Here is a 15,929-nt window from a genome sequence, read left to right as displayed (position 1 = left end):
ACCTTTCGCAAGTCCTTGCAGGGCAAGGGGCTTCGTAATCTTGCCCTACATTAAGTTGCGGGTATGGTGGGGGACTAGAAGAGGAAAAGAGCGATATTTTTGAGAAAAATAAAAGAGAAGTGGTGTCACTTCTCTTTATCCAAAACGAAAGTCTATTCGATTAGATCATGACATTCGATAGCAGCAGACCAAACGCAATGCTAAATACCATACTTAGTAAGCCTGGGAGCATAAAGCTGTGGTTGAAGATGTACTTACCTATATTCGTGGTACCCGTTCGATCAAAGTCAATTGACGCGATGATAGGACCGTAGTTTGGAATAAAGAAGTAACCATTAACCGCAACGAAGGTTGCAATAATAATTGCTGGCGGAAGCCCTAAAGCAATCGCCACAGGTACAAGAACTGCCGTGGTTGCACCTTGGCTGTTTACCATTACTGATAGAGCAAATAGTGCGAATGCAAATGTCCATGGTGCAACTTCTACTAGACCCGATACCGCTTCTTTGACCATTGCAGCATGGCCACCAATGAAGGTATCGCCTAACCAAGCAATACCGAAAATAGCAACAATCGCACGCATACCGGCGTGGAATACAGAACCTTGGCTAATTGCATTTCCGTCTGGTTTACAGATTAAAATAATAAGAGCAGCAACCGTTAGCATGACGATTTCAATAGTGTGTGCCATACCCATTGGTGAGCCATCAAACTGAGGGCGAAGTGATGGGAATGCCCCCATGACAACAACCGTCAGCGCACCAAATAGGAACATACCGACTGATTTTTTCGCTTGTGGTGTGATGGTAATATTTTCAACCGCTTCCTCTTGTTCCATTTCTTTACGGAATTCAGGATCTTGCATGCGGCGTTGGTATTCAGGATCGTCTTTGAGCTCTTTACCGAGTTTGTTGACAATGACACAAGCACAAGCAAGGCCAAGGAAAGTACTTGGGATAGTGACGGAAAGAACATCAGCTAGCGTGATGCCTTGTGGTTCCAAGAAGGCAACCAAAGCGACAACCGCTGCCGCAATTGGGCTTGCAACAATCGCAAATTGTGATGCGATAACGGCCATACCTAGTGGGCGCGCAGGGCGAATACCACTACGACGGCTCACTTCGGCAATAACTGGAAGAACCGAGTAAGCAACGTGGCCAGTACCTGCCATCATTGTGAAAAAATAGGTTACTAAAGGAGCAATGAAAGTGATGTGGCGAGGGTTTTTACGCAAAATCCCAGAGGCAATCTTGATCATGTAATCCAAACCACCAGAAGCTTGCATTGCGGCTGCGGCTGCCACAACCGCCATTATCATTAACATTACGTTGATTGGTGGGCTGGTTGGTTGAATCCCGAAAATGAAACTTAGTACTGCAAGGCCAACACCGCCCATAACGCCGAGGCCTATCCCCCCGATACGAGCACCGATCAGGATACATCCCAATACGACGAATAGCTCAAGTAAAAACATGAGTGACTCCTAAAATATATAGTTATTAATAATTTTATTAAGCAAGAAAAAAGGCTCTGGAAACAGAGCCTTTCTTTGTTCATTCGTTACTCGTAGCGTTTTGCTTTGTATTGAGGGTGCATCAAGTTTTCAACAGAGAAAATGTCATCAAGCTCTTCTTCGGTTAATAACCCGCGTTCTAGAACCACATTGCGAACACTCTTACCTGTTTCAGCACAGATCTTGCCAACAATGTCACCTTCGTGGTGGCCAATGTATGGGTTAAGGTAGGTTACGATTCCGATAGAGTTGAAGACGTGCGCTTCACATACTTCTTTGTTTACAGTAATGCCGTCTACGCACTTGTCGCGTAGGTTCACACATGCGTTTGTTAGAATGTCCAGAGACTCAAACATGCTTTGTGCGATTACCGGTTCCATGACGTTCAGTTGCAGTTGGCCACCTTCTGCCGCGAAAGAAACCGTGTTGTCGTTACCTAGCACTTTAAAGCAAACTTGGTTTACTACTTCAGGAACCACTGGGTTTACTTTAGCCGGCATGATTGAAGAGCCTGCTTGCAGTTCTGGTAGGTTCAGTTCGTTCAAGCCAGTACGTGGACCAGAAGAAAGAAGACGTAAGTCGTTACAAATCTTAGACAGTTTAACGGCTAGACGCTTCAGTGCGCCGTGCGTCATGACGTATGCACCACAGTCAGACGTTGCTTCGATTAAGTCTTCAGCGGCTACACACTCTAGGCCCGTAACTTCTGCTAAGTGCTTCACTGCTAGGCCTTGGTAGCCAGGTGCTGCGTTTAGACCAGTACCGATAGCTGTCGCGCCTAAGTTTACTTCAAGCAGCAGTTTTGAAGTGTATTCTAGGTTTTTGATTTCTTCATTGATGGTTACCGCCCAAGCGTGGAACTCTTGGCCAACCGTCATTGGAACCGCATCTTGAAGCTGAGTACGACCCATCTTCAAAATAGTATTAAATTCTTGGCTCTTAAGCTCGAATGCACCTTTTAGGTATTCAATCGCATCAATCAGTTTACGAACGCTGTTGTAAACAGAGATACGGAAGCCAGTTGGGTAAGCACAGTTTGTAGATTGGCTGCGGTTTACATGGTCGTTTGGGTTGATGAACTCATATTGGCCCTTTTCTTTGCCCATAAGTTCCAGTGCGACGTTAGCAACCACTTCGTTCGCGTTCATGTTGACAGAAGTACCAGCACCACCTTGGAAAACGTCCGATGGGAACTGATCCATGCACTTGCCAGTGTCTAGAATAAGGTCACAAGCTTGAATGATGTATTTAGCTACTTCGCTTGGAATTACACCTAACTCTTTGTTTGCTAAAGCCGCTGCTTTCTTTGTCATCACCATACCGCGAACGAATTCAGGTACATCTGAGATCGTTACTTTTGAAATGTTGAAGTTTTCAACTGCGCGTAGAGTATGGATGCCGTAGTAAGCATCAGCGGGAACATGACGTTGGCCTAAAAGATCTTCTTCGAGACGAGTAGCGTGAGGAGCATCAACTTGTGCTTCTGATAGAGTAGCCATAACAGGATCCTTAGAGAATTATTCTGATTATATAGTTAGTTATTAGCCTATTCTGTGTGCAAATACTCCGTTCGCTAGAATATTGGGCTGATAAATCCGTCCTGACTTATGTGGCACATGATACTGTACCTAGCGCATAAAAATAGTAAGTTGATCACCTTTTTCGCTTTTGTTTAGTCAATACTTTGCAAACTTATTCCCGGTCAATAAACACGTTTATTTACAGGATAAATTTGAGGTTGATAAGGCTTTCAGCGTAAACTGGAAGTAACAAAGGAGGGCGTGTGTTTCCTATCTTACTATTACTCTTTATCTTCGTACCCATCATTGAGATTGGGCTATTTATTCAAGTTGGTGGCTTCTTAGGATTGTGGCCAACTATTGCGTTGGTTTTGATTACTGCATTTGCGGGTGCATCGCTGGTTCGTAGCCAAGGTATACAGACATTAATGTCTGTTCAAGGTCGATTACAGCAAGGTGAAATGCCAGCACAACAGATTCTTGAAGGCGTGATGCTTGCGGTTGCAGGCGTATTGCTGCTGACTCCGGGCTTTATGACGGACGCACTCGGCATGCTGGTATTGCTGCCAGCACCAAGAGCAATAATTGCCAAGAAAATGATGGAAAAAATGGTGGTTACCAATGTGTCTGGTGGTTTCCATGCGGGTGGACAGGCTGGTTTTGGCCAGAGCCCATTTGGACAAGACCCATTCAATCGCGATCCATCTGATCAATCAAAAGAAGGCAACACCTTTGAAGGTGAGTTTGAGAAGAAAGACGACGACAATGATCGTAACCGCTTAAACTAATTAATTTGGTCTCTCTTTATATTAATTTGGTCTCTCTTTATATAGAGGGAAAACAGAAAAGGCTCTGACCTTTATCCTTCGCAAGAAAGAGATAACGGTAAGAGCCTTTTTTATTGCGTGTTAGCTATTATTGACAACAGACAAGTGAGCGTTCGGTTATACCGCGCCTTCAAAGCCCATTTGTCGCCATGCTTCAAATGCAATGATAGCAACCGCGTTAGACAGGTTTAGGCTACGCGCGTCTGGCATCATTGGGATACGAATGCGTTGATCCATTGGCATGCTTTCAATGAACTCAGCGGGCAGGCCGCGTGTTTCTGGGCCAAACATCAACACATCACCTTGTTGGAATTTCGCATCCACGTGGTGACCTGTGGTTTTGGTTGTGCAAGCAAAGATACGGAAGTCACCTTCACGTTCATTCTCTAGATACTCAAGAAAGGCTTCTAGGTTCTTGTGGCGTTTAACTCGCGCTAGGTCGTGATAATCCAAACCAGCGCGGCGTACTTTTTTCTCTTCAAAATCAAAACCAAGCGGTTCAATTAAGTGTAAGTTCGCGCCACAATTAGCACATAGGCGGATGATGTTACCCGTATTGGGTGCAATTTCAGGTTCGTATAGAGCGATATCAAACATGTTGGCTCACAAGAATAATCAAAGATAGCCAGAGTATACGGTGGCAAGCTGAGTGAGTACAGTTCACCACCATTCGCTTACGCTTGATTTGCGAGTGCTTGTGCGTAGTTTTCAGCAACCGCATTCCAATTCACCACATTCCACCATGCGTTGATGTAATCAGGGCGACGGTTTTGGTAACTGATGTAGTAGGCGTGTTCCCAAACATCCAGTGCAAGAATTGGTTCCCCGTTGCTGGCGATGGTATCCATCCAAGGGTTATCTTGGTTTGAGGTCGAGATGATCTTTAGTTGTCCCTCTTCTACCACTAACCAAGCAAAGCCTGACCCGAAGGTATTGATCGCCGCTTGAGCGAACTGTTCTTGGAATGTTTCGAAATCTCCGAATGTGTTCTTGATAGCGCCGCCAAGTTCGCCAGCCGGTTCACCACCGCCGTCTTGAGACATACAGTTCCAATACAAAATATGGTTGTAGTAGCCGCCACCATTGTTACGAACGGCAGGGCTATGCTGCGAGATATTAGCGAAGATCTCGGTCAGTGATTGCTGTTCTAGTTCACTACCAGCGATAGCATTAACAAACTTATCGTAATAGGTTTTGTGGTGCTTGCTGTAATGCACTTCCATCGTTTTAGCATCAATGTAAGGTTCTAGAGCATCGTAAGCGTAGGGTAGAGCAGGAAAAGTGTGCAACATGGTAAATCCTCTGTAATTAGAGGATTTACCATAATGATAATAACAATCATTATCAACTGCGATCTTTGTGGGGGTATTACACCGGTAAGATAGGTAGAGTGATTTCGAGTTGTAATCCACCTAACTGGCTGCGGCTGGCGGTGATGGTGCCGCTGTGTTGGCGAATTGCACTTTCAGTAATGGTTAACCCAAGGCCTGTACCGCCAGAGTTACGATCACGGGCGGTTGAAACACGATAGAAAGGCCTGAAAATAGAATCTAACTCATCTTCAGGCACGCCATCACCGTTATCATTTACACAAATTGTGAGTAGATCTTGTTGAACACTGAATTGCACATCGACGCGGTCCTTACCGTAATAGATTGCGTTACGTGTAATATTGTCTAACGCACTCATCAATAGCTTGGGGTTACCTGAGATAGAACGCTCTGGGATCTCCGAAAACGTCAGCTGTTTCCCCATCTGTTCGGCTTCAAACTGTGCGTCTTTTATAATTTCTTCCCATAAGCTCGAGATGGGCTGAACCTCACGAGTAATATGGCTGTTGACCTGCATACGAGATAACGTAAGTAGTTCACTGATCATCTGTTCTAAACGTTGCGCTTCGGTATCGATACGCTCGAGTTCTTGGCTCTCACCTTGTTTACGAATCGCCAATGCATTTGCCATGCGTAGGCGGGTCAGTGGTGAGCGGAGCTCGTGTGAGATATCAGAGAGCAGACGCTGTTGCCCTGAGATCATCTGGTTCACCGCTTCGACCATTTGGTTAAAGCTTTCACCAGCTTGTCTGAATTCTGAGGTGCCTTTTTCTAATTGAGGGTCGACCTCAAATTGTCCTCTCGCTACACGTTTTGCGGCGCGTTCTAGTCTGCGAGCAGGTTGACTCAATGCCCAAGCTAACCAAAGTAATAGCGGGGTACTCGCTAACATGACGGCAAGTAAAAGTTGTAGAGGTCTATCAAATAGGCGTAACAAGAACGGCGGTGGCTGATCCCACTTAACTCCGATATACATCATCAGGTCCTCACCGGCAAGTGCGACTGGTATTGGGCCTGCTACCATGTAATGTCCATACAGCTTTTGTTTTGGCACTTTAGGGTTATCAATTGTCGTCACGAAGTTACGAATGGCTTTTACTTTGTAATCTGAATGCTTTTTAGTTGTTAACACCGAGCCTTCAAGATCGGTTAAGTAGATGCGAGGGCGTGTGTCTTTCCGGCTGCGTGGTGGGCCTTCCAATTGGAAGACAATCTTGCCCAAGTTATTTTCTTTGGCGAATCGCTTTTCGATACTTTTTGCAATACGGCTAAGTTTCGTGAAGTGTTCTTCAGGGACATCACGCGCAACTCTAGGGTCTAAATGGGGAAGCGATAGGACCGATAAAAGCACCAATAACATGGTGAACCAAAAGATAGCAAAGATACGCCCATATAAGCTGGTGATTTTAGGTATGCGCATTAATCTTCCTCTATCAATAAATAGCCACGGCCGCGTAAAGTTTTGATACGAGATTTACCGTCGTGGCGCTCTGGAATCTTCTTACGTAGATTAGAGATATGCATATCAATCGCGCGATCAAAAGCGGCGAGTCTTTTACCCAATACATCTAAGCTCAAGGCTTCTTTGGTGATCACTTGCCCCGGATTCTGGATTAAATGGCTAAGTAAGACGAACTCTGTGGTTGTAAGGTCGATGATTTGACCATTGCAGTAGGCTTCTTGTTTGCCTGGGAAGATCTCGATGTCTTGGTATTGAATGGTGTCACTGGCTGTCTTAGGCGCGGTGTTGGTTTGTGTTCGGCGCAGAATGGCTCGAATACGCGCGAGCAGCTCTCGGTCACTGAATGGTTTTGGTAAATAATCATCAGCTCCAAGTTCAAGGCCAATCACACGATCGATTTCTTCGCCTTTTGCGGTCAGCATCAGCACGGGTGTTTCCCAATTTTCTCTCAGCTTCTTTAGTGTTTCCATACCATTAAGGCGTGGCATCATTACATCCAAAAGGATTAGATCAATCTCCTCATTGATAGCCTCAAGCCCCGTATAGCCATCATTGGCTTCGGAAACTGTAAAGCCCTCAAAGCTCAGAATATCTTTAAGTAAACAGGTTAATTCGGTGTCGTCATCAATCAGAAGAATGTTCGCCATCAGGGAGCCTTAATCGGTTAGTTAGGTTAATAATACTGCTAATTATTCGCCAGCTTTCACTCTTTACGATTCTTTACGCTTTCTAAACGTCACTTTACGAGGGAGGAACTAATCTATATCTAAGCGCTAACAAACAGACGTAACACATAACTTATTATACCGAATTGAGGCAAAAATTATGAAAATGACTAAGAAACTTGTACTAGTAGCGGCGGTACTTCCACTTATGTTCGGTGCAACCACTGCGTATGCATACGGTGGCGGCGATAAAGGCGACCACAAAGGCATGCACGGCAAATGCGGCGGCTTCGATAAGAAAGTGATGCGCCAACTCGATCTCACTGACGCACAAAAAACAGAATTGAAAGAGATGCGAGAAGCAAATCGTGCAGAGATGAAAGCAAAACGCGTTGGCAACAAAGCCGATAGAGTGGCGCAAATGAAAGCGCACCACGAAAAAGTTCAAGCCTTGGTATTGGCTGACAACTTCGATGAAGCTGCAGCGAACGACTTAGCAAGCGAAATGGTTGGAAAGCAAACTGAGCGTCGCGTGGTAATGCTGAAGAAGCAACACGAAATGATGAGTGTGCTAACGGCTGAGCAAAAAACGCAACTGAAAGAAATCCAACAAGAGCGCATGACTAAGTGTGCTGACAAAATGGAAAAACGCATGAATAAAAACAAGTAATTCATGGCTTGAAAAAGCCGGATTGAATGAAAGTATTGAGAAAGAAGCGGCCAAGTGTCGCTTTTTTTGATCCCTAAAAATGAATGTTTTACATCCTAGCTGTCATATTCAATTGATTGTTTGCAGGTTATACTTTGTGCTATCAGTCACTTTATAGCCAAATTATGAAACAAGAATACGCACGTTTAGTTACGCTCGCCGCTTGGGCAGCCACCACCATCGCTACTGTTTTATTGATAGTGAAAGTCGCAGCGTGGTGGGTGACAGGTTCAGTGAGTCTGTTGGCTTCGGTGGTGGATTCGATGCTGGATATCGCCGCTTCTGTCGTCAATCTTATTGTGGTTCGTTACTCTCTACAGCCCGCTGACAAAGAACATACCTTTGGTCATGGTAAAGCAGAATCTCTTGCCGCATTAGCACAAGCGATGTTTATTTCGGGCTCGGCCTGCTTCCTTATTCTTAATGGTATTGAACGCTTTTTTAGGCCACACGAATTGAATTCCCCGGAAATCGGTATCTATGTCAGCTTGTTCGCAATAGTGATGACCTACGGTTTAGTCAGATTTCAAAAGCACGTGGTGAAAAAAACTGGTAGCCAAGCTATTGCAGCCGATTCACTGCACTATCAGTCTGATCTCTACATGAATGCGGCCATTATGTTGGCGCTGGCATTGAGCTGGTTTGGTATTGGGCAAGCGGATTCGGTGTTCGCGATTGGTATCGGTATCTACATTCTTTATAGTGCTTATCAAATGGCGATGGAAGCCATTCAATCTTTACTGGATAGGAAGCTGCCCGATGAAGAACTGGAACAGATAAAAGAAACATCGTTGAGTGTGGAAGGCGTACTCGGTGTGCACCAGCTAAGAACGCGCCGTTCAGGGCCGATTCGATTCATTCAATTGCATTTAGAGCTTGAAGATAATATCCCACTTATTGAAGCGCATCGCATTTCTGACGAAGTAGAGGATAAGCTTATCTCCGTGTTTCCTGATGCTGATGTATTAATTCATCAAGACCCATATTCGGTCGTATTTGGCCCCGAGAAGCAGCAGAAATTTCATTCTTGGTAATAGACCGGAAAAATAGAGAGCAAATGGTAAGTGTGTGGCTTTTGAACTAAAGTGAGTAAAAATTGCTAATTCTTTGGTGATACAAAAACCACCGCATAACAATTAATGTTGATTCTGATGTGAATCAACAAAGTTATTGGTTAAAACTGTAATACTCTTACAGAAGTAGAAATGTTACATAAATTTACGCGATTTAAGTGCTATTCCTATTGAGGAAATGTAACATAAAGCACAAATATAGATTTAAAATCTTGTTGATATACGATCAGCAAGCAAAAGAATTGAATAATAGATTCCCAAAAATCGAGGGTGAGCATGATTAAGAAGATCGGTGTTTTGACCAGTGGTGGTGACGCTCCAGGCATGAACGCAGCAATTCGCGGTGTAGTTCGTACCGCGCTATCAGTTGGCATTGAAGTTTACGGCATTCACGATGGCTACCAAGGCCTTGTTGAAGACCGTATCGAAAAGCTTGACCGTTCAAGCGTATCTGACGTAATCAACCGTGGCGGAACTTTCCTTGGTTCTGCACGTTTCCCTGAATTCAAAGATGTTAAAGTTCGCGAGAAAGGCATCGAGAACCTTAAGAAGCACGGTATCGAAGCACTGGTTGTTATTGGTGGCGATGGCTCTTATATGGGAGCTAAAAAACTGACTGAAATGGGTTACCCATGTATCGGTCTTCCAGGTACTATCGATAATGATATCGCAGGCACTGATTACACTGTTGGCTACCTAACTGCGCTTAACACGGTTATCGATTCAATCGACCGTCTGCGAGACACTTCTTCTTCCCACCAACGTATCTCTATTGTCGAGATTATGGGCCGTCACTGTGGTGACCTTACGCTTATGTCTGCGATCGCGGGTGGTTGTGAGTACATTATTACGCCTGAGACTGGTCTCAATAAAGATCAATTAATTAGCAACATTCAAGATGGCATTGCTAAAGGTAAGAAGCACGCAATCATCGCTCTAACCGAGCTAATGATGGATGCGAACGAGCTAGCGAAGGAGATCGAAACGGCAACAGGTCGTGAGACTCGTGCAACGGTTCTTGGCCATATACAGCGTGGTGGTCGTCCTACTGCATTTGACCGTGTACTGGCTTCTCGTATGGGCAACTACGCTGTTCACCTTCTTCAAGAAGGTCACGGTGGCCGTTGTGTTGGTATCGAGAAAGAAGAACTTGTTCACCATGACATCATCGATTGTATCGAGAATATGCAGAACCCCGACCGTTCTGAGCTGTTCCGCGTAGCCGAAGAGTTGTTCTAAGTACGCTTAGCGTTAACTTAAAGATTTTAAAAACCGCTGATTTATTAGCGGTTTTTTTGTGCCTGTCATTTGAGTTTGAAGCTTGAACCCCAAACGATAGGCAATAAAAAAGGCCAACCTAAGTTGACCTTGCATTTAATCTAAACGGTGAAGTTTAAATTAAGCTTTTGCTTCCGCTGCTGCTTTAGCGATAGCTGCGAAGCTTTTCGCGTCTAGAGCTGCGCCGCCAACTAGAGCACCATCGATGTCTGGTTGCGCGAAGTAAGCTGCTGCGTTGTCTGGTTTAACAGAACCACCGTATTGGATTACAACTTTCTTAGCAACGTCTTCAGATTTCTCTGCGATGTGTGCACGGATTTGAGCGTGGATGCGTTGTGCATCTTCAGCTGTAGCTGCTTTACCAGTACCGATAGCCCAGATTGGTTCGTAAGCGATGATAGCGCCTTCAAGAGCTTCAACACCTTGAGTGTTGATAACAGCGTCAAGTTGACGAGCACATACAGCAACCGTTTCGCCTGCTTCGTTTTGTGCTTCAGATTCACCGATACAAAGAACTGGAGTTAGGCCGTTCTCTTTTAGGAATGCGAATTTCTTAGCTACAAATTCGTCTGATTCGTTGTGGTATTCACGGCGCTCAGAGTGACCGATGATGATGTGAGATGCGCCGAACTCTTTAAGCATCGCTGGAGACATGTCGCCAGTGAATGCACCGCTGTTGTTTAGGTCAGAGTTTTGAGCACCTAGGATGATCGCGCTGCCCGCTTCAGTAAGCGTACGCTCTGCTAGATCAACGAAAAGTGCTGGTGGAGCAACTGCTACGTCTACGCCTGTTACGCCTTCAAGTTCAGCGTTAAGACCGTTTAGTAGATCAACAACCATTTCTTTGCTGCCGTTTAGTTTCCAGTTACCCATAACTACAGGATGACGCATAGGAATATCTCCAAAGTATTTAAATAAATCGAATGTAAAAAAGTAAACTTTATTACGAAATAATATAACAGATTAATATCAACAGATCATGACTGTGGTCATGACTTTCTTGGATCTTACTCAATGGTAAGAGTAGATTTTGAGCATATATCAGTGATCCGGCAGACAGAATAATAGCTAACTTCTCGGATTTTTCACCGTTAGTTGCTATTAAGAGACAAACGATTGCGTTAACAATAGGAAGTAATAATGCCGAATCTAGTTTTAGAGTACTCAAATTCAGTGGACGAGCGAGTGAATATCCAAGGTTTACTAGAAGATCTTCATCAAGTTGCATTAAACTGTGGCTTGTTTGATGTGCCTTCTGTGAAGTCGCGTTCACTGCGTTGTCATAACTGGCTAGTCGGTGACGAAGAGGACAGTGTGGATTTTATTCACATCAGCTTCGAGTTACTTTCAGGACGTACCGAAGGACAGAAAAGAGAGTTGTCACGTTTGCTAATGCAAGCCCTACAAGAACAGGCAAGCCATATCCGTAGCCTTACGGTGAACATTAGAGATATGGATAAAGATTGCTTTCAGAAAGTGATTAACTAACTATTTGCTGCTAACTTTTTGGTAGCGTATTAATTTTTGAGTATTTTAAGATGTCGATGAAAGATTTACTGCTCTCTTTCAAGGGGAGAATTGGTCGTAAGACTTATTGGATGTGGAATATTTTCTATTATGTGGCGATTACTGGTTTTGCTTCCGGTATCTCGGTTTTGTTCCCCGCATACACTTATATCCTGCTGCCAATCTTCTTACTGCTGCTGGTTATTCCAGATCTTGCGGTAACGGCTAAGCGTTGGCATGACCGTAATAAGTCGAACTATTGGCTATTGTTAAATGTGCCTCTCGTTCTGGGACGTTTAGCCTCGCCAATGGCAGCAACCACGACAGAGTCGGTATCGCCAATTCATATGGTGGCTACCGCTGCAGCATTAGTGTGTGGGTTATGGATTTTGATTGAATGTGGATTGCTTAAGGGAACTGAAGGTCGTAATGATTACGGTGAAGATCCAGTATAATAATTGAATGAATATAAGAAGGGAGCATTATGCTCCCCTTTTTTTTGTTTTTGGTCTCTAATATTTTGTTACTGATGCTTGGGCGTTGGAGTAATGATTTTTTAATACATTTTTGGTTCTGTGTTCGGCCTAAAAGGCACCACATTTTCAGATTTAGGCTCTTCAAAACCACAGCGGCCTTGAAGCGCATCTTGAAATTTACAGACCTGACAGCGTAGCTCTTGCATCAGTACAACATTGGTATGGTGAGGGTTTTTGCAGCGGCTAACGACTAAATCGATGTGACTTTGCTGAGCTCGAAGCCTGTTTTGCATCACTTGAGAGGCAGAACAGATCATTTGCTCACACATCTCGTGTTTGAATTGATTGAATGCTTTAGGATCGCTTTTCGCGAGTTGGACCAGTTCATCAAAGGGTGGCAGTTTTTGGTCGGGTTGTGGATGTGCCATCATTCCTTCCTTAGCATTAAGTATGTTTCATATGCTTTAAGCTTAAGAAAGAATTCTGTACAAATTTTGTTCTATTGTGGTTTTCTCAATATTGAGACGAGACCAGTGATTTGGCGCGAAGCTTAAGCACTGAGCATTACGATGAAGGTGTGGGTGTTAGGGTGTAAGTGCAACGTCGCTCGCCAGCAATAATGTGTTCAGTACGGCTTACATGGCACTCGTCTTTGAGCAGTTCGGTGAAAACATTGAGTTCTGACTGGCATAAGCTAGGGCAACGAGTCGCAGCCTTACATATAGGGCAGTGGTTCTCTATCAAGATGTAATGATCGTCATGCTCTTGAAGCTCTGCCATGTAACCTTCTTCTTCACGAAGTTGAGTGAGCTTTTCAAGTTTACTGATCAGGTTATCACAGCCAGATAGAGCGGTTTGATACTGCTTTAAAGTGTGTTGTTCACGCTCGGCTGCAACCTTAGCTAGCCCCTCTTGGCCAAATAGGTTCTCTACGGCATCAATCACTTGAATCGTCAGCTCACCGTGTCGGTCTGAGAATTGGCTATGGCCTTGTTGAGTCAGTGACCAATGGCGGGTAGGACGTCCCACTTTTACTTTAACGTCATGAAACGCAAGAATACCGTCATCTTCCAGGCTTTGCAGATGTTGCCTTGCCCCCATTGTCGTCATGTCAAATTCTTCTGACAGTTGCTTCGCGGTTACCGCTCCTTGGCGCTTAATGGTTTGTAAGATTTTGTCGCTTGTTTTCATATTATCCCTACCTTATGAACCTTACTATTATGAGGCAAGGTGTTTATAAAGCAAACCATTTACTATATTGGCCGCCGTTCACGCTATTGCTAGCATATGGTGTGTTTGGCACTGGCCAATAAAACAAAAGGCTGATACGTGGTATCAGCCTTTGTTGTTCTGTTTAACTTAGGTTTACAGGATGTGATCGATTACTTCAGGGTCTTTACGCTCTAGGTAGTGAATTGATTTGATGCGACGAATCGTACGGCAGCGACCACGTATAAGTAGTGTTTCTGTGGTTGCGATATTACCTGTACGAGTAATGCCTTCTAGCAAATCACCTTTGGTGATGCCGGTTGCTGAGAATACTACGTTGTCGCTGCGCGCCATGTCTTCCATCTTCAACACTATACCCGCTGTTACGCCCATTTCAGCGCAACGTTCTAGCTCAAGCTCACCGTGCTTACGGTTTTCTGCGGTATCGCCTTTCACCTCGTGACGAGGGAGAAGACGACCGTGCATGTCACCATCTAGTGCGCGAATAACCGCCGCAGAAACGACACCTTCAGGTGCGCCACCGATGCAGTACATGACGTCTACTTCGCTGTCTGGCATACAAGTGAGGATAGAAGCAGCAACATCACCGTCTGGTACTGCGAATACGCGAACGCCCATTGCTTGCATGTCGGCGATGACTTGATCGTGACGTGGCTTAGCCAGTGTCGTTACAACTAATGTATCCAGCGTTTTATCCAGCGCTTTCGCTACGTTTTCTAGGTTTTCTTTTAGTGGTCGTGCTAGGTCAATCACGCCTTTAGCGCCAGGGCCTACAACTAACTTTTCCATGTACATATCAGGCGCTTTAAGAAAGCTGCCTTTTTCGCCTGCCGCCAATACAGCCAATGCGTTTGATTGGCCCATTGCTGTCATGCGTGTTCCTTCAATTGGGTCAACGGCAATGTCGACAGCATCACCGCCCACACCTACTTGCTCCCCGATGTAGAGCATAGGTGCATCATCAATTTCACCTTCACCAATAACAATCTCACCGTTGATTTCGGTTTTGTTTAGTAGACTACGCATTACTTCTACAGCAGCGCCATCAGCAGCGTTTTTATCGCCACGGCCAAGCCATTTGTAACCAGCTAGTGCTGCACCTTCAGTGACACGAGAGAATGACATTGCTAAATCGCGTTTCATGCGAACTCCAAAACTTTTAAAGGGGGAGGGAAGATAAATTTTGCGGCGGATTTTACCATATCCAAAAGGAAACGTTTGCCTTTTTGTTTTTGGGGATTGCTCTCGATCAATTTGCAGTAGAAAACAATAAATCTTTATCAAAATAATCAGCCTGTGGATGTGGAGATAATCATTCGCGTCAATATTCGGTAAAAAGCGCTGTTTTTTTCATCGAATGGTGCAAATTATCGAATATATTGAGTGTTTATCCTTGCTCTGCTGAGTAGAATGGGGAAATAAGTGGAGTGAACCTTCACCATTAAATGGATAACTAAAGGTAGGCCAGAATGTCTTTTGAAGTACTAGAGCAGCTAGAAGCAAAAATTCAAACAGCAGTAGATACAATTGCACTTCTTCAAATGGAAGTGGAAGAGCTTAAAGAAGAGAAACAAGCACTAGCGACAGAAGCTGGTGAGCTAAAAGCAAGCCGTCACGAGCTAGAGCAAAAAACTCAGCAAATGCAGGAAGAGCATTCAGCATGGCAAGATCGCATCCGTAACCTTCTAGGTAAAATGGATGACGTTGAGTAATTGACTCTTCAGATTAAAAAAACGCCCGCTACTGAGTAGCGGGCGTTTTCGTTCGTTGTTCTAATTGGCTGGAGCTTTGTTCGAGTACTTAATCTGATTCTTCTTCGACATCAAGGTCGAGTTCAACATCTAACGGCTCAGCAGAGAGAATGATGCCTGTGTTATCCGCGTAAAGGTAATCTTCAGGTAAAAAAGTCACGCTGCCAAAATTGACTGGAACATCAACCTCACCAATGCTCTCTTGGCTAGCTCCGACAGGAATGGACGCTAAGGCCTGAATGCCGAGATTCATATCTTCTAGTTCATCGACTTCACGTACACAGCCATAAACCACAATCCCTTCCCACTCATTGTCTTCGGCAAGCAGGGCTATTTCAGCATCGATCAGCGCTTTTCGTAATGAGCCACCACCATCGATTAGCAGCACTCGACCTAACCCATCTTGCTCCAATACAGAGCGAATCAAAGCGTTGTCTTCAAAACACTTTAATGTTGTGACCTGTCCTGCGAAGGATGCTCGTCCACCGAAGTTGCTGAACATTGGCTCCACGACATCAACTTGATCTATGTAGATGTCGCACAGTGCTGAAGTGTTGTATTCCATTCGTTTACCTTTTGAACAATGAA

Annotated in this window: 18 protein-coding genes; 7 read left to right on the top strand and 11 right to left on the bottom strand. The window is 44.6% G+C overall.

The window, feature by feature from the left end; all coding sequences use genetic code 11:
- Positions 1-160 precede the first annotated feature (160 nt).
- Entirely contained in the window at positions 161-1,474 is a 1,314-nt protein-coding gene (locus tag WR49_RS16035; protein ID WP_017055878.1) for an anaerobic C4-dicarboxylate transporter family protein, read from the bottom strand.
- An 86-nt stretch (positions 1,475-1,560) separates the two neighbouring features.
- Positions 1,561-3,012 (bottom strand): aspartate ammonia-lyase, encoded by a 1,452-nt coding sequence (gene aspA, locus WR49_RS16030; RefSeq protein ID WP_017055877.1) that lies wholly within the window; start codon positions 3,010-3,012, stop codon positions 1,561-1,563.
- Between the two features lie 284 nt (positions 3,013-3,296).
- On the opposite strand from aspA, the gene WR49_RS16025 reads away from it, so the two are divergent.
- Positions 3,297-3,821, top strand: coding sequence for an FxsA family protein (locus tag WR49_RS16025; RefSeq protein WP_017055876.1), 525 nt, complete (start codon positions 3,297-3,299; stop codon positions 3,819-3,821).
- A 156-nt stretch (positions 3,822-3,977) separates the two neighbouring features.
- Here the strand turns inward: WR49_RS16025 and trmL are convergent, their stop codons facing one another.
- From trmL to WR49_RS16005, 4 genes are all read right to left on the bottom strand, one after another.
- Positions 3,978-4,457 carry a tRNA (uridine(34)/cytosine(34)/5-carboxymethylaminomethyluridine(34)-2'-O)-methyltransferase TrmL gene (gene trmL / locus WR49_RS16020; protein ID WP_046224674.1) on the bottom strand — a complete coding sequence of 160 codons (480 nt, stop codon included), beginning with the start codon at positions 4,455-4,457 and terminating at the stop codon, positions 3,978-3,980.
- 77 nt (positions 4,458-4,534) lie between these two features.
- Entirely contained in the window at positions 4,535-5,152 is a 618-nt protein-coding gene (locus WR49_RS16015) for a superoxide dismutase (protein WP_046224673.1), read from the bottom strand.
- A gap of 76 nt (positions 5,153-5,228) precedes the next feature.
- Positions 5,229-6,611 (bottom strand): envelope stress sensor histidine kinase CpxA, encoded by a 1,383-nt coding sequence (cpxA, locus tag WR49_RS16010; RefSeq protein WP_017055873.1) that lies wholly within the window; start codon positions 6,609-6,611, stop codon positions 5,229-5,231.
- Positions 6,611-7,300 carry a response regulator gene (locus WR49_RS16005; protein WP_017055872.1) on the bottom strand — a complete coding sequence of 230 codons (690 nt, stop codon included), beginning with the start codon at positions 7,298-7,300 and terminating at the stop codon, positions 6,611-6,613. The genes cpxA and WR49_RS16005 overlap by 1 nt, the downstream gene beginning before the upstream one ends.
- 178 nt (positions 7,301-7,478) lie before the next feature.
- Between WR49_RS16005 and WR49_RS16000 the strand changes: the two genes are divergently transcribed.
- From WR49_RS16000 to pfkA, 3 genes are all read left to right on the top strand, one after another.
- On the top strand, positions 7,479-7,988 hold the full coding sequence (locus WR49_RS16000; RefSeq protein ID WP_046224672.1) for a CpxP family protein: 510 nt from the start codon (positions 7,479-7,481) through the stop codon (positions 7,986-7,988).
- Positions 7,989-8,152: 164 nt separating this feature from the next.
- The gene (fieF, locus tag WR49_RS15995; RefSeq protein ID WP_017055870.1) at positions 8,153-9,061 is read left to right on the top strand and encodes a CDF family cation-efflux transporter FieF; all 909 of its coding nucleotides are present in this window, start codon (positions 8,153-8,155) and stop codon (positions 9,059-9,061) included.
- A 315-nt stretch (positions 9,062-9,376) separates the two neighbouring features.
- Entirely contained in the window at positions 9,377-10,339 is a 963-nt protein-coding gene (gene pfkA, locus WR49_RS15990; protein WP_017055869.1) for a 6-phosphofructokinase, read from the top strand.
- Positions 10,340-10,498: 159 nt separating this feature from the next.
- Here the strand turns inward: pfkA and tpiA are convergent, their stop codons facing one another.
- A complete protein-coding gene (tpiA, locus tag WR49_RS15985) occupies positions 10,499-11,269 on the bottom strand; it encodes a triose-phosphate isomerase (RefSeq protein WP_017055868.1) in 771 nt (256 codons plus the stop codon).
- A 249-nt stretch (positions 11,270-11,518) separates the two neighbouring features.
- Between tpiA and WR49_RS15980 the strand changes: the two genes are divergently transcribed.
- Both WR49_RS15980 and WR49_RS15975 read left to right on the top strand, forming a co-directional pair.
- Positions 11,519-11,866 (top strand): 5-carboxymethyl-2-hydroxymuconate Delta-isomerase, encoded by a 348-nt coding sequence (locus tag WR49_RS15980; protein WP_017055867.1) that lies wholly within the window; start codon positions 11,519-11,521, stop codon positions 11,864-11,866.
- A 50-nt stretch (positions 11,867-11,916) separates the two neighbouring features.
- Positions 11,917-12,339 (top strand): DUF805 domain-containing protein, encoded by a 423-nt coding sequence (locus WR49_RS15975; RefSeq protein WP_046224671.1) that lies wholly within the window; start codon positions 11,917-11,919, stop codon positions 12,337-12,339.
- A 101-nt stretch (positions 12,340-12,440) separates the two neighbouring features.
- On the opposite strand, the gene WR49_RS15970 is transcribed toward WR49_RS15975, so the two are convergent.
- From WR49_RS15970 to glpX, 3 genes are all read right to left on the bottom strand, one after another.
- Positions 12,441-12,788, bottom strand: a complete 348-nt coding sequence (locus WR49_RS15970) for a DUF3135 domain-containing protein (protein WP_046224670.1) — start codon at positions 12,786-12,788, stop codon at positions 12,441-12,443.
- A 136-nt stretch (positions 12,789-12,924) separates the two neighbouring features.
- Entirely contained in the window at positions 12,925-13,551 is a 627-nt protein-coding gene (locus WR49_RS15965) for a helix-turn-helix transcriptional regulator (RefSeq protein WP_046224669.1), read from the bottom strand.
- Between the two features lie 174 nt (positions 13,552-13,725).
- Positions 13,726-14,733, bottom strand: coding sequence for a class II fructose-bisphosphatase (glpX, locus tag WR49_RS15960; RefSeq protein WP_046224668.1), 1,008 nt, complete (start codon positions 14,731-14,733; stop codon positions 13,726-13,728).
- Positions 14,734-15,059: 326 nt separating this feature from the next.
- On the opposite strand from glpX, the gene zapB reads away from it, so the two are divergent.
- The gene (gene zapB / locus WR49_RS15955) at positions 15,060-15,302 is read left to right on the top strand and encodes a cell division protein ZapB (RefSeq protein WP_009848877.1); all 243 of its coding nucleotides are present in this window, start codon (positions 15,060-15,062) and stop codon (positions 15,300-15,302) included.
- Positions 15,303-15,390: 88 nt separating this feature from the next.
- Here zapB and rraA read toward each other — a convergent pair whose 3' ends face one another.
- Positions 15,391-15,906, bottom strand: a complete 516-nt coding sequence (gene rraA, locus WR49_RS15950) for a ribonuclease E activity regulator RraA (RefSeq protein WP_017055862.1) — start codon at positions 15,904-15,906, stop codon at positions 15,391-15,393.
- Positions 15,907-15,929: the final 23 nt, after the last annotated feature.

Source organism: Vibrio sp. ECSMB14106, from assembly GCF_000972265.1.
Classification (GTDB): domain Bacteria; phylum Pseudomonadota; class Gammaproteobacteria; order Enterobacterales; family Vibrionaceae; genus Vibrio; species Vibrio kanaloae.
This window is presented reverse-complemented; position numbering and strand designations above follow the sequence as displayed.

Coding starts and splice junctions, on each gene's coding strand:
- pfkA (WP_017055869.1), top strand. CDS start 9,377: ATGATTAAGAAGATCGGTGTTTTGACCAGTGGTGGTGACGCTCCAGGC.
- WR49_RS15970 (WP_046224670.1), bottom strand. CDS start 12,788: ATGGCACATCCACAACCCGACCAAAAACTGCCACCCTTTGATGAACTG.
- WR49_RS16035 (WP_017055878.1), bottom strand. CDS start 1,474: ATGTTTTTACTTGAGCTATTCGTCGTATTGGGATGTATCCTGATCGGT.
- glpX (WP_046224668.1), bottom strand. CDS start 14,733: ATGAAACGCGATTTAGCAATGTCATTCTCTCGTGTCACTGAAGGTGCA.
- WR49_RS15965 (WP_046224669.1), bottom strand. CDS start 13,551: ATGAAAACAAGCGACAAAATCTTACAAACCATTAAGCGCCAAGGAGCG.
- aspA (WP_017055877.1), bottom strand. CDS start 3,012: ATGGCTACTCTATCAGAAGCACAAGTTGATGCTCCTCACGCTACTCGT.
- WR49_RS16015 (WP_046224673.1), bottom strand. CDS start 5,152: ATGTTGCACACTTTTCCTGCTCTACCCTACGCTTACGATGCTCTAGAA.
- WR49_RS16005 (WP_017055872.1), bottom strand. CDS start 7,300: ATGGCGAACATTCTTCTGATTGATGACGACACCGAATTAACCTGTTTA.
- WR49_RS15975 (WP_046224671.1), top strand. CDS start 11,917: ATGTCGATGAAAGATTTACTGCTCTCTTTCAAGGGGAGAATTGGTCGT.
- rraA (WP_017055862.1), bottom strand. CDS start 15,906: ATGGAATACAACACTTCAGCACTGTGCGACATCTACATAGATCAAGTT.
- WR49_RS16000 (WP_046224672.1), top strand. CDS start 7,479: ATGAAAATGACTAAGAAACTTGTACTAGTAGCGGCGGTACTTCCACTT.
- cpxA (WP_017055873.1), bottom strand. CDS start 6,611: ATGCGCATACCTAAAATCACCAGCTTATATGGGCGTATCTTTGCTATC.
- trmL (WP_046224674.1), bottom strand. CDS start 4,457: ATGTTTGATATCGCTCTATACGAACCTGAAATTGCACCCAATACGGGT.
- fieF (WP_017055870.1), top strand. CDS start 8,153: ATGAAACAAGAATACGCACGTTTAGTTACGCTCGCCGCTTGGGCAGCC.
- WR49_RS15980 (WP_017055867.1), top strand. CDS start 11,519: ATGCCGAATCTAGTTTTAGAGTACTCAAATTCAGTGGACGAGCGAGTG.
- zapB (WP_009848877.1), top strand. CDS start 15,060: ATGTCTTTTGAAGTACTAGAGCAGCTAGAAGCAAAAATTCAAACAGCA.
- tpiA (WP_017055868.1), bottom strand. CDS start 11,269: ATGCGTCATCCTGTAGTTATGGGTAACTGGAAACTAAACGGCAGCAAA.